At 37.6% G+C, this 12,705-nt stretch carries 7 protein-coding genes, 1 other RNA gene and 1 pseudogene; 4 read left to right on the top strand and 5 right to left on the bottom strand.

Features of this window, described 5'->3' with window-relative positions; all coding sequences use genetic code 11:
* The 4 genes from ABIB40_RS09710 to ABIB40_RS09695 form a co-directional block, all read right to left on the bottom strand.
* The gene (locus ABIB40_RS09710; RefSeq protein ID WP_354358456.1) at positions 1-1,029 is read right to left on the bottom strand and encodes a WD40/YVTN/BNR-like repeat-containing protein; all 1,029 of its coding nucleotides are present in this window, start codon (positions 1,027-1,029) and stop codon (positions 1-3) included.
* A 117-nt stretch (positions 1,030-1,146) separates the two neighbouring features.
* The gene (gene lepB / locus ABIB40_RS09705) at positions 1,147-2,064 is read right to left on the bottom strand and encodes a signal peptidase I (protein WP_354358454.1); all 918 of its coding nucleotides are present in this window, start codon (positions 2,062-2,064) and stop codon (positions 1,147-1,149) included.
* 520 nt (positions 2,065-2,584) lie between these two features.
* Positions 2,585-3,061 (bottom strand): DUF6756 family protein, encoded by a 477-nt coding sequence (locus tag ABIB40_RS09700; RefSeq protein ID WP_354358452.1) that lies wholly within the window; start codon positions 3,059-3,061, stop codon positions 2,585-2,587.
* A 172-nt stretch (positions 3,062-3,233) separates the two neighbouring features.
* On the bottom strand, positions 3,234-5,654 hold the full coding sequence (locus ABIB40_RS09695) for an alpha-ketoacid dehydrogenase subunit alpha/beta (RefSeq protein ID WP_354358450.1): 2,421 nt from the start codon (positions 5,652-5,654) through the stop codon (positions 3,234-3,236).
* Positions 5,655-5,826: 172 nt separating this feature from the next.
* On the opposite strand from ABIB40_RS09695, the gene ABIB40_RS09690 reads away from it, so the two are divergent.
* The 4 genes and pseudogenes from ABIB40_RS09690 to ABIB40_RS09675 form a co-directional block, all read left to right on the top strand.
* A complete protein-coding gene (locus ABIB40_RS09690) occupies positions 5,827-6,237 on the top strand; it encodes a DUF1573 domain-containing protein (protein ID WP_354358448.1) in 411 nt (136 codons plus the stop codon).
* Between the two features lie 63 nt (positions 6,238-6,300).
* Complete coding sequence (locus ABIB40_RS09685) at positions 6,301-7,500, top strand: pyridoxal phosphate-dependent aminotransferase (protein ID WP_354358446.1); 1,200 nt, start codon at positions 6,301-6,303, stop codon at positions 7,498-7,500.
* A 110-nt stretch (positions 7,501-7,610) separates the two neighbouring features.
* Positions 7,611-7,978: a transfer-messenger RNA gene (gene ssrA, locus ABIB40_RS09680) on the top strand.
* Between the two features lie 909 nt (positions 7,979-8,887).
* Positions 8,888-9,529, top strand: a pseudogene (locus ABIB40_RS09675) (toprim domain-containing protein); the annotation flags it as partial.
* A 614-nt stretch (positions 9,530-10,143) separates the two neighbouring features.
* Here ABIB40_RS09675 and ABIB40_RS09670 read toward each other — a convergent pair.
* The gene (locus ABIB40_RS09670; protein WP_354358444.1) at positions 10,144-12,378 is read right to left on the bottom strand and encodes a S41 family peptidase; all 2,235 of its coding nucleotides are present in this window, start codon (positions 12,376-12,378) and stop codon (positions 10,144-10,146) included.
* Between the last annotated feature and the right edge of the window lie 327 nt (positions 12,379-12,705).

The following is a 12,705-nucleotide window of genomic DNA, read 5'->3' as shown; positions in this document are numbered from 1 at the left end:
TTATTCCGTTTTAGACCCCAAAACCAACTGATAGATTTTTCCTTTTTCACCAGCCAATAAAATTAATTCGCCATTTTTTGCTTTTTGTACTACGTTAAAACTTTTCTCAGAAATATTTCTCCAGTTCTTTCCACCATCAACAGACATGTCGGTACCAGAAGTCCCCGTGGCAATTAAAATCTCTTTGCTTAGGTAGGCCACGCCAGACCGATACCCTTTTACAGAAGATGCAGGTGCTGACCACGTTTTACCGCCATTGTAAGTAAGCATGGCCGCTTTTGTGCTGTCTTGATCTTTTACGTAATTTCCACCAACAGCCACACCCGTATTTTTATCATAAAAATCAATAGAAAACGGCCCGGTGGTACTTTTACCCTGTAAAATTGGGCATTTAAAAACCTTCCAGGTTTTGCCATAGTCATCTGTTCGATAAATATTAGAAACCGTTCCGCCGGTTGCCACAAATGCAATTCCATCGTCTAATGTTTTAATGCTGGTTCCGCTAGCAGCAAAACCAGCTTCGCCATCTGCCAAATTTTTGGTTAAATAACTCGAACTGTTTTGCCAAGTCTTACCTCCATTCTCTGTGGTGAGCAATTGCATTTTATGCGCTATCGGGTCGCCGAAAGCAATGCCCCTAGCTTTTGTCCAAAATCCCATACCATCTAAAAAAATGGCGGTATCGGTATTTTTATAATTTTCGCTCCAGGTTTTGCCACCGTTATTGGTGGTTAAAATATAGGCTGGCGAACCTGCACTTACAATAACTGCATCCGTTTTGCTAAAAGCTTCTATATCTCTAAAATCTACTTTTTCGTAGCCTTTTGCCTTAATCCAAGTCCAAGAAGCACCTCCGTTTATAGTTTTCCCTACAAAACCATTGCTTCCGCTCACCCAAGCAACGCTATCATTCACCACAGAAAGACCCCTTAAACTTGTAGGTGTATTTTCTGTAAGCGGTTTAAGCACTTCGTTTTGTGAAAAAGCGAAGGTCGGCAAGAGTAATATAGAAAGGAGAAGAATTTTCATAATGGTTGGGGTATTTTTTGCTTAAGGTTTAATAGGATTGTTGCACCGATTTGAGGCGAAAGATACTTATTTACTAAGTTACAAAAACGGGGCAAAAGAGATAAATTAAAGTTGTTACTACTTGCCACGGAAATCAATATTTATTCTATCAGTCGTCTTACCCCAATAGCTATACATTATTTGTCCTAAAATATCATTTCGTTTTATACTACCAATATATCTGCTATCGGCCGCATTATCACGATTGTCTGCCAACAAATAATAGCGTCCTGCCGGAACAACGATGTTCTTAATTGTTGTTTTAGTTGAATCATAAGGCTTTTTAAATTTAAAAATATGGTGCTGATGACCATTAGGAAATTTCTCGATAAATTCAGATATAGGGAAACCATTGCTTGTAGTTTCCCTAATAAATATTGCCTTGCTTTGTTTTCCGTTAATTGTCAGAATGTTTTCATTAAGTTCTAATGTATCGTTCGGTAATCCTGCAACTCTGAAAATCCACTTTTCTCCTTTTGGTGCGTTGAACACAACAAGGTCTCCATAAGCTATGTCTTTACTTTTATAGATTTTCGTGTCTGCTACAACCCTATCTCCAACTTGTAATGTTGGATCATTTGACTCGGATGACATTTCAAAAGTTTGAGCACCTAAAATAGAAAGCGTATTAAACATCCACAAAGCAGCAACCATTACAATAGCAATAAAAAAGTGGTAAAACCAAGTGTTGTAAGTTTTCAGGTTGTATTGATTTTGGCATTTCGCATTTCTCACCGCGTCAACTATAACAAAGATTCTAAAAAAAACTTCCACTAAAACCAGTGTTACAAGTCCGTAAAAAAATGTTACGTTATTTGTCAAACCGAATAACAACGGAATAAGCATTAACAGCCCGAAAAATAAAATTGCTTTTTTTGGTTGTCCATTATAAACTTGTCCAAGTCCAGGCAATATAAGCGACAGAAAAAAAGCTATGAAAGCATTTCGTGGTTTTAATGTCGGAGTTAATGCTTTTTCGCCCGCTGGGTTCTCCATTAATCTGGTTTTTTTTATAGTTAGAAAATTTTTGATCCGTACTTGGTTATAGAGTTACAGGAAACTACTAGGTTAACAATTTGAATTATTACGTACAAAATCCTAGTCAGCCAGCACTAAATTTAGTGAAAAGAAGTGAAGAAAATAGAAACATTCCGCCCGCAATTTCTTAAACCTGTTGTTGCAGGTAGAAGACTAGTCAAAACTATTAATGATATTTGTTATTTGAGCTAAGGGAAAACATACCAGCCATCTAATTTGCAGTCATATTGATATCCGAAGTCCCATATTTTTTTGTTCCACTGATTTATGTCCTTCAGGCTCATTTTGATTTGATTGGTAACACCAACTATCTCAAATAACTCTTCGTAAGTTCCAACTTGAATGTCTGAATAGCTTTTATAAGTCGAATCTAAAACTAAGCAAATTCATCTGCTTTTTTTAAAGTATCTGTAATAAAAGCAAAGTTTATATTTAATTTATCGGCGGACTTAACTTTGTTCAGTTTCGTGCCACTATTTTAATGTTGTGCTTTCGTGTTTCGTTTTATTCTTTCAACATTCCTCTCTTTCAATTTTTCTCCAATCCCAATTAATCTCTTATGATGATTCTCACAAATCAACCATTCTTTGCTTTTGTCAATAACATAGTATTCAAAGCCAAAACACTCACTTATAATATTTCCGATGATGGACGCCTTACAGTCATAAATGGGATAATAGTCTTCTTGGTCGTCCTCGACCATTAGCCAAACATTCTCAGTCAAAGTTGGTATAATGTCAACTAAATGATTAAATGGTTTTTCGTAATCAACAAAATCAAATGAATCTTGGTCAAAATCTTCCCACCACCAGCGCCTGTCGCCCGATTTCACAAAATGATTTAGAAGTTCTTCAAAAACCCGTTTACCTTCTTTAGAATCCAGCTTTTTAATTTCTACTTCGGAATAGTGAAGCGCCATCACTGCATTATTTATCTCTTGGCGTACCTCTCCCATTTGCTTATTGTTAGTACATAAATTACAAAGAATTCAATCTCGCACTAATTTTCACGCTTTCTGTAGAAATCTCTCACTAAGAAATTTTTCCATTAGTAGCTCAATTATAGCTATTCGCCTTAGTCTCAACCTCAACCTTAGTCTTGAGTTCAATCTCAGTCTTTACAAAAACCTAAAACAACTTAGGAAACTTGCTTGGTTTAAAGCGATGCATCATATCGTACACCGTCTCAAAAATATCTTCTACAGAAGGTTTAGAGAAATAATCGCCGTCTGACCCAAACGGTGGCCGATGTGCTTTTGCTGTTAATGTTCTCGGTTGCACATCTAAAGAATAGTAGCCCTCTTGCTTTTCTAAAATATGCTGCAAAATATAGGCAGAAGCTCCACCCGGTACATCTTCATCTAAAATTAACAATTTGTTCGTTTTTGCCAAAGAAGTGGCACACACATGTGTTTTATCAAATGGAAGCAGGGTTTGAAGATCAACAATTTCGACAGAAATATCAAAACCGGCCAGCTCTTCTGCGGCCTCTTGCGCCAAACGTAAACAAGCACCGTAGGATACGATGGTTAGGTCGGTTCCCTCTTCTAATACTTCCGCCAAGCCTAAAGGCACGGTAAACTCGCCAACATTAGCAGGAAGTTTTTCTTTCAACCTGTAACCGTTCAGGCATTCAATAACCAAAGCTGGCTCATCTGTTCTAAACAAGGTGTTGTACATGCCCGAGGCCTGCGTCATGTTTCTCGGTACACAAAGATGCAAGCCTCTTAATGACCCTAATAACATGCTCATCGGTGAGCCTGAATGCCAAATACCTTCTAGTCGGTGTCCTCGGGTTCTTATAATAACAGGCGCCTTTTGCACGCCATTTGTTCTGTATGAAAGTGTTGCAAGGTCATCACTCAACACATTTAAGGTAAAAATTACATAATCTAAATATTGAATTTCTGCTATCGGCCGCAAACCACGTAGTGCCAACCCAATGCCTTGACCAACAATCGTCATTTCTCTAATGCCCGTGTCTGTAATTCTAAGTTCGCCAAATTTCTCTTGCAAACCCGCAAAACCTTGATTTACATCTCCTATTTGCCCCAAATCTTCGCCAAAGGCAACCAATCGCTTATCACGACTAAAATTTGCGTCGAAGCAGGCATTTAACACCTCGCGGCCATCGATCATTTTTGATTGATTGTTGTAAATGGCAGGAATAACCTTTAAATTCTCGGGGCTTTCTTTTCCTCGGGTATGCAGCTTGTTGGAATATCGCTCGGTAATGTATGCTGATCTTTCTTGATACCAAGCCAATAGATTCGCACGTGCAGGAGAATTATCATTTACCGACAAATGGATCGCTTTCCTAACCAACTGATAAATTTCCCTGCGTTGTGCATCTGTTAAGGAGCCTAGCTGTTTTGCAATAGAACCAATAGCAGGTGTATGCTCAGCCACGGCAGAAATTAATTCTTCAGCCTCTTCCTGTTCGGGCTTTATGGCTGCTAAAAACTCGTTCCAAGCTTCTCTTTGTTGGCTTCGGACAAAGGTTTTTGCGGTTTCCTCTAAAGCGATTAATTCTTCTTCTGTTGTAATGGCCGAGCTGATCATCCACTCTCGCATCTTTAAAATGCAGTCGTGTTCTTTTTCCCAAGCCAGTCTTTTTTTAGTTTTATACCTTTCGTGCGAGCCAGATGTAGAGTGCCCTTGCGGCTGCGTTAATTCTGTAACGTGTATCATTACAGGCACATGCTCGTCTCTACATATCGCTATGGCTTCTTCGTATACTTCGCAAAGTGCCGGATAATCCCAACCCTTTACCTTAAATATTTCATATCCAGAATTTTCTTTATCTCGCTGAAAACCTTTCAATACTTCGGAAATATCTTCTTTTGTGGTTTGATATTTTGCAGGAACAGAAATTCCGTAATTATCATCCCAAATGGAAATAGCCATTGGAATCTGTAAAACTCCAGCAGCATTTATGGCTTCGAAAAAAACACCTTCAGAGGTGCTTGCATTTCCGATGGTGCCAAAAGCCACCTCGTTCCCGTTAACAGAAAACTTATTTTCTCCTGAAAAATCTTTGTTATTTCTATAAAGTTTAGATGCATAAGCCAAACCCACAAGTCGAGCCATTTGACCACCAGTTGGAGAAATATCAGAAGAACAATTTTTAATCTTAGTTAAATCGTTCCAAGAGCCATCTTTGTTTACAGATTTAGTTGCAAAGTGGGCGTTCATTTGTCTGCCTCCAGAAAACGGATCTGCATTGTCTGTTTGATCTGCATACAGTTGTGCAAAAAACTGCTTTATGGTAGAAATACCGGTTGCAAATGCAAATGTTTGATCTCTATAATATCCAGAGCGCCAATCGCCCGCCTTAAAAGCCTTGGCCATAGCTAACTGTGGCACCTCTTTCCCGTCGCCGAAAATACCAAATTTTGCTTTTCCCGTAAGCACCTCTCTCCTACCCAAAATACTAGCCTGCCTACTCTCAAATGCAATCTTATAATCCGCTAACACGATGCTTCTAAAATCGTGGAAGCTAAGTTCTGGAGTTGGCGCTAGCGTATTTTTCGAGTTTGCTTTTTGCATGTAGATTTGGCTGTGATTATGGCAAATATAATCAATTTTAACGTTTTGGTTTTATCCCTCAAGGTAAAAATAGTGTATAGAAACGAAAATAAACTTGGAATAGTTTTTGTTTCAAGTATATTAAAACTAAATTTGTTTTAGTCAATATTATAAACCAATAACACACAAAAAAATGAAAAAGATTATAGTAGCCTTGACGCTTTTTGTAAGTTTTTCTATCGCTGCACAAGCACAAACAGACAATAAAGCGCCTAAGTTTAAATTCGACTCAGAAACGCATAATTTTGGGAAAATCTTGGCAAATAAGCCTGTTACCTACGATTTTAAATACGAGAATGTTGGCGAACAACCGCTTATTATAACCAAGGCAGAGGCGAGTTGTGGTTGCACAGTGCCAAAATATACTAGCACGCCCATTAAACAAGGAGAAACAGGTGTTATTTCGGTAACTTACAGTGCTGCCGGTGCTCCTTCTTCTTTCTCTAAAACAATTACCATTTCTTCAAATTCTAGTACGCCCGTAAAGGTTTTGTACATTAAGGGAGAAACAGTAAAAGAATTAACCAAAGAAGATACAAAGTAATAAATTTAACTAACAGTATTTAAAGTCTCGATTTACGTCGGGACTTTTTTTTATTTTTGCCGTATGCCAAAAATTTCAGAAAAAGGAGTGCAGATGCCTGCGTCGCCCATCAGAAAATTAACACCTTACGCCGACAAGGCTAAAGATAAAGGTGTGCAAGTTTATCATTTAAACATTGGCCAGCCAGATATTGCCACACCTAAGGGAATGCTGGATGCCGTTAAAAATATAGATTTCGACGTTTGGGCTTATACACCATCAGAAGGAACGCTAACTTATCGAAAAAAACTCACAGAATATTATAACAAGTTAGGCTACAACATTACCCCAGAAGACATTCTGGTAACTGTTGGCGGCTCTGAAGCGATTACCATCGCCATGCAAAGCTGTGTAAACGAGGGAGACGAAATTATCATTCCAGAACCTTTTTACGCCAACTACAATGGATTTGCGTGTATAAGCAATGTGGTGGTAAAACCAATTTTATCTTACATAGAGAATAGTTTTGCCTTGCCTCCTATTGCCGAATTCGAAAAGTTGATTACCGATAAAACCAAAGCTATAATTATTTGTAACCCAAATAATCCGACAGGCTACTTATACTCTGAGGAAGAGTTGAACGCGTTGAAACAACTTTGTTTGAAATACGATCTCTTTCTTTTTTCAGACGAAGCTTACCGAGAATTTTGCTATGATGGCAGAACTTTTATATCGCCAATGCATTTGGAGGGTTTAGATCAAAATGTCGTCATCATGGATACCGTTTCTAAGAGGTATAGCGCTTGCGGGGCACGTTTAGGTTGTCTTATCACTAAAAACAAAGAAGTAATTGCTGCTGGATTAAAGTTTGCGCAGGCCAGATTAAGTCCAGGGATGGTAGAGCAAATTGCGGGCGCAGCGGCCGTTGATACTCCAGATGCGTATTTTGAGCAGGTAAACAAAGAATATACGCTGAGGAGAGATACCTTGGTAAAGCGTTTGAATGATATGGAAGGCGTATACTGTCCCAACCCGGGTGGTGCTTTTTATGTGGTGGCAAAACTGCCGATAGATGATGCCGATAAATTTTGCAAATGGATGTTAGAAGATTTTGCACATGATGGAAAAACAGTGATGATGGCTCCGGCCACAGGATTTTACTCTAGTGCCGGATCTGGTAAAAACGAAGTGCGTATGGCTTATGTACTAAACATTAATGAGTTAAACGAGGCAATGGATTGTTTGGAAATTGCATTGAATCAGTATCCTGGAAAAACGGTGTAAGTTGGATGGGAATTTGTATATTTGCAGTTGATGGTTAGCGGTTAGCGGTTATGGTTTAGAGGTGTTATGCCAAAACCTAATACCTATCACCTGGTACCCATTACCTAACTGGGGCCGTTCTTGGATTTGACAGGGTGGCGAAAATTACGTTAGCATGCAGTGCGTTGTACGGAGAGCACTTAAAAGAGAACGTTCACAACAATAATTGGCGAGAATAACTACGCCTTAGCAGCCTAATTTAGAATTAGATTGCTTTTGTCCCTCTAACTGCTGCATCGTTAGGTTAGAAACTGGGGCATCGAAATAACAGTGCTGGTTTTGCAAAGCTGTGGTGCAAAATGAGAAAAAGCAGCTAAGGTTTTTACCAAGGTCGGTTTTCAGCCCGGTACTTACTCGAAAATAAATTGAAAAATAAGCATGTAGAGGATTTAGTTTATCTCACAACTGGACAAGGGTTCGACTCCCTTCGGCTCCACAATTTAGAAAGGCAACTAACTGTTAACAGTTAGTTGCCTTTTTGGTTACTGTCATTCAGATTGGATAAATCGTTGTGAACTTAATTCCTGTTATTGTTCAGGCAAAGCAATTCGCCCTCCTCGGTTCGTGAGGACAAGAACCGAGGAGAGGGAATTACATGCTACTAGGCGACAATTTTTTACAATATTTTTCTATATTTGAATTCTAATTAATACGCTCTATTCAACTAACTACTATCAATAAGTTAATCTTCGCCCTCGCCCTACAATTTGTATTCCTTACCAGCTATGCCGCGCTGTTTACGGTAACCAGCAACAAAGATTCTGGTCCCGGAACCTTGAGAGAAGCGCTGATTTTCGCGTCGGCTAATGGAATTGTAGAACAAGACGTTATTCACTTTGATATACCTGATTTAACTGAAAATGGACGTACAATTGATTTACTTACGCAGCTGCCTGATATTTCATCAAATTTAATTATTGATGCGAGTACTCAACCGGGTGTACATTTTGGGATAAGTTCAGCAAAAATCAAAATATTGACCCAATTTTGTTTCCAAAAAACGATTTATGGATTTGCACTGGACAAAGTGAAGGATGTTGAAATTTATGGCTTCTACATTCAAAACTCATTGGGCTATAACCAAATTGAAAAGAGGTTTTCCTGGAGGGGCATCTCGGTTAAAAATTCTTCAAATGTTAAGATTGGAGCAACAGGAAAAGGAAATGTCATCTCAGGTTTTTACTATAACATTGGATTTAATATTGGCGAAGGTGGGCAGATAAAAGACTATTCAGTAGATGTGACTCTGCAGAATAATTTTATTGGCATTGAGGCAGACGGATACACATTGTCAGTTAACCAACAAAGCATATTACAACTAAATTTTGTTTACGGAAAAGTTGTTATTGGTGGAACAGCTAAACAAGGACGAGATAGAAACATTCAAGCCATTTTACCTTTGAAGGGTAAAATCCTGAATGTGGAAAAAGCCATGGAGCATAAAATTTATGAAAATGACGAGATAAAGAATATGTTCACAGCTTTAGGTGTAAGCATAGGTACAGACGAGGATGCCAAAGGCTTGAACATTGCAAAACTACGCTATCATAAAATCGTAATCATGACGGATGCGGATATTGATGGTTCGCACATTACCACGCTTATTTTAACATTTTTCTATCGCTACATGCGTGCGCTAATAGAAGCTGGATACGTGTATATTGCGTCTCCGCCATTGTACCAAGTAAAAAAAGGTAAGGATTTCGAATATTGCTGGAATGACAAGGAACGTGATGCTGCGGTACAAAGATTAAAGGGCGCAGGTAAAGAAGAAAGTGTGCACATTCAGCGGTATAAAGGTTTGGGAGAAATGAACGCAGAACAACTTTGGGATACGACCTTAAATCCTGCAACGCGTACTTTATTGCAAGCAACCATAGAAAACGCCGCAGAGTGCGATCATACTTTTTCTATGTTAATGGGCGATGAAGTTGCACCACGTAGAGAGTTTATAGAACGTAATGCTATTTATGCAAAGATTGATGCGTAATTGGAGCAAATAAATAGTACTTAAAAGCCTCATTGAAAAATGGGGCTTTTTTGGGTTTGTTTTTAATTAGTAAAAATGAAAGAGTTAATAACAGATTAATGGTTTGATACCTGAAAATCGTTTCTTGATTTTGATATGGAGAAATCGCTTGGAAAGGTTAAACAAATGGTGTTAGAACCGCAAAGTTTTACTTTTTACACCTCTATTTCTGTAATGTCTTATTCTAAAATTGAGGGTTAGCAAATGGAATTGCACAGCTATGTGAAACACAAGTAATCTCCATTTGGTTTTTGTAGCCATTTAGCGATGGCAACGGTAGAATTGGAAGACTGTTTGAAAAATGGTTTTTAGCCGAGAAACTTGGAGGCAGCACATGGTTTATCCAGTCAGAAAAATACTATTACCAAAATTAAATGAGTATTATAACAATCTTGCAAGAAAGGGGATGTTTTACCAAAAACTAGATTTTCAGAAATCTATACCCTTTCTGCTCATGCTGCCAAGCGCACCGATAAATAAAGAATAATAATGGGTTAAAATTTTCAGATTACCCTAATTATTTCATTCAGTCACCAACCATTTTCAAAAATTACCTATGAACGTAAAATAACAACTTAGCGCCATCGTTGTAGAATAATTTCCTTTGCTCTTTCCAATACCTCATCAATTCCATTCTTGATACCGTTAATAGTCGGCTTAACAAACTCATCTAACTTTACGCCCTTTTGCTGGGCGTTAGTTCCGTCTGGATAAAGTATTCCAATACCAGAAATTTCCGTTTTAAAACCTCCCGGAAGGAAAATATCCGAAATATTTCCATCTGCACCAGCGGTGGTACTGCCTATTACCATTACGTTTGGCGAAGTTTGGAGCGCCATTGTAACAAACTCCGCATTACTTTGAGTAAGCTCATTAACTAGAACCACAACCTTACCGAAATAATGATATTTGAGAGATTCCTGGGTTTTTATTTCTTCGTCAACTATAAATCTCCCAGGTACTGTGGTCGATGTTTGGGTAGTTTTTACAAATGGAGTTGCTTTATTCTGGACGAGATAGCGCCCTATCGTTCCAGCAATGTCCTCTGTGGGATAACCCCTCATATCTAAAATAATTCCCTTTGTCGACGTAAATTCCTTGACAATGCTATCTAAACTCGTTCTCTTAAATTTGCTGCCGAGTACATATCCAATATCTTTATTCAACAGATAAAAGGCCTTGTCTTCTGGCTTACCAAAAAATCTACTGTATCTCAAACTTTTGTTTTCGCATCCTTCTGCAAAAATGGTCAAAGGTATATTGTTTCTAATGATGTCCAACTTGTACGTTTCCTTTTGTGATCTAAGAAAATAAACTTCTGGCATATCTCGCATGGCAGATGAAAAGTTAGAGGCCGATGTTAGAGGCAAATATTTTTTAATCAGATCAGTAACTAATGCTCCGTTAATACGTTCAATTATGTCACCTTTTTTAAATTGATTCTCTAATTTCACATCGTGTTTGTAAAACCCACTGACCACCAATTTATCCTCAATATACCTTGCGTTTAATGGAAGAATATATTTACCAACATAATCTTGAAGCACATCGCTAACTAAAAATGCATGTCCATCTTTGGTAAGGCTTATTAGCTTTGCAAGCGTTTTATGATATTCGTACTTGTCTTTTGCGCCAATAATTTCCGGAATAAATGCTTCCAACACCTTATTCCAATCTGTATCAATCAAATTACGATTGGGGGAAAAATAGTTAATTATTGCCCAATATCGATAAAGCGCCAATAAACGAATTCCCGCATCAGGATAAGATTTTTTCGCGTATAACTTTTCATTATCGAAATGCGGATTTCCAACATTAGGTGTAAGGCTCACATAGTGACTTCTTTTATTTGAGGTGTTTTTAGAGATGAACTTAAGTCTTTCCTTTAAGTTTTTTGGAAATAATTCGGTGGTAAATAAGTCTCCGTAATCAGCCTCCAAGAAAAACTCCCCTTTATCTTTATTAGGTTTCGAAGAATACTGAACATTACCCAAAGACTTTACCCAGTTTTCAATCAGCACTTTATAAGATTCGTCATTCTCTAATTTTAATATGCTAGGAATTAATTCAAACAATTTTTGATCCCAATTAAAATTTCCGGCAGTTACAGCAGGATGATAGTATTTTAAGAAACTCCACAGCTTTCCGGTAATAGCTAAATAATTTATGTTTCTGGAAGTATTTAATATGGTGTCAATTTTAGAGGATTGATCAAACAAAGTATCTGCTATCAATTCAATTGGCGTTGGCTTTACTTGATCTATAGGAACTCCATCAACGTAAAGTTTTAAATCATCGAACCATGCTTTACCTTTTCCCGTAAGCAGCGTGCCAAATTTTATGCTAGTTGCATTTGTTTTATCATAAGGGATTTGAACCGCATACTCTTTCCAATCATGTGTTCCGTTCAAATTTTGGTTTTCCATGGTTTCAAGTGCCAATTGGTCTCTCCCGTTGTCAACCCTAATCCATAATCCCGCAAATCCATCTTTTACGTTTTCTGTTTTAATGGTTCCGACTAAAGAAAGTATGTCTCCGTTTAATTTATCGGCAATATTACATTTTACTACATTGGCATAAATAGGTTTATTTCCAGCGTCAATACATAAAGAATACTTGCCGGTTCTTTTTGTAACACTATCTAAGCCTATTAGATAAGTATTTCGATTATTGAGGGTAAAATCCCAACCAATTGCATTGCCAACGCTATCTGTTTTTTCGAAGCCACCATTTATTTTTTCTTGGGCAACCGATTGAAAGCAAAAAATAAAAACAAGTAAGGTCGTGATATAAAAGTTGTTAAGTTTCATTTTCGCAATGTAATTCGATAATTTTTAAATTTCTACATCTTCTTTTGGCTTTAACTCATTTTAACATAAATGTGCTGACGATAACTGATGAAAAAAAATATTTTCTCTATGCTTACGGGCGATGAAGTTGCCCCACGTAGAGAGTTTATAGAGCGTAACGACTATCTAAAGATTGCTATATAATTAAATCGAGTTACTTACTTAATAAACACGTATATTAGTATCAAAATCGAATATATGAACAATATTTTTAGGGGTGAGAATATTTTAGCCTTCATAAAATCATTTCCAGATGATGATAGTTGTAGATTGGCAATAGCAACTGAG

The sequence above is a fragment of the Pedobacter sp. UYP30 genome (assembly GCF_040547165.1).
Taxonomy (GTDB): Bacteria; Bacteroidota; Bacteroidia; order Sphingobacteriales; family Sphingobacteriaceae; genus Pedobacter.
Note: the sequence above shows the minus strand (reverse complement) of the source record. Positions and strands in the feature narration are given on the sequence as shown.

What these genes read in the sequence shown, in the direction of transcription:
- ABIB40_RS09710 (WP_354358456.1), bottom strand. Translation starts at nt 1,029, where the DNA reads ATGAAAATTCTTCTCCTTTCTATATTACTCTTGCCGACCTTCGCTTTT.
- lepB (WP_354358454.1), bottom strand. Translation starts at nt 2,064, where the DNA reads ATGGAGAACCCAGCGGGCGAAAAAGCATTAACTCCGACATTAAAACCA.
- ABIB40_RS09700 (WP_354358452.1), bottom strand. Translation starts at nt 3,061, where the DNA reads ATGGGAGAGGTACGCCAAGAGATAAATAATGCAGTGATGGCGCTTCAC.
- ABIB40_RS09695 (WP_354358450.1), bottom strand. Translation starts at nt 5,654, where the DNA reads ATGCAAAAAGCAAACTCGAAAAATACGCTAGCGCCAACTCCAGAACTT.
- ABIB40_RS09690 (WP_354358448.1), top strand. Translation starts at nt 5,827, where the DNA reads ATGAAAAAGATTATAGTAGCCTTGACGCTTTTTGTAAGTTTTTCTATC.
- ABIB40_RS09685 (WP_354358446.1), top strand. Translation starts at nt 6,301, where the DNA reads ATGCCAAAAATTTCAGAAAAAGGAGTGCAGATGCCTGCGTCGCCCATC.
- ABIB40_RS09670 (WP_354358444.1), bottom strand. Translation starts at nt 12,378, where the DNA reads ATGAAACTTAACAACTTTTATATCACGACCTTACTTGTTTTTATTTTT.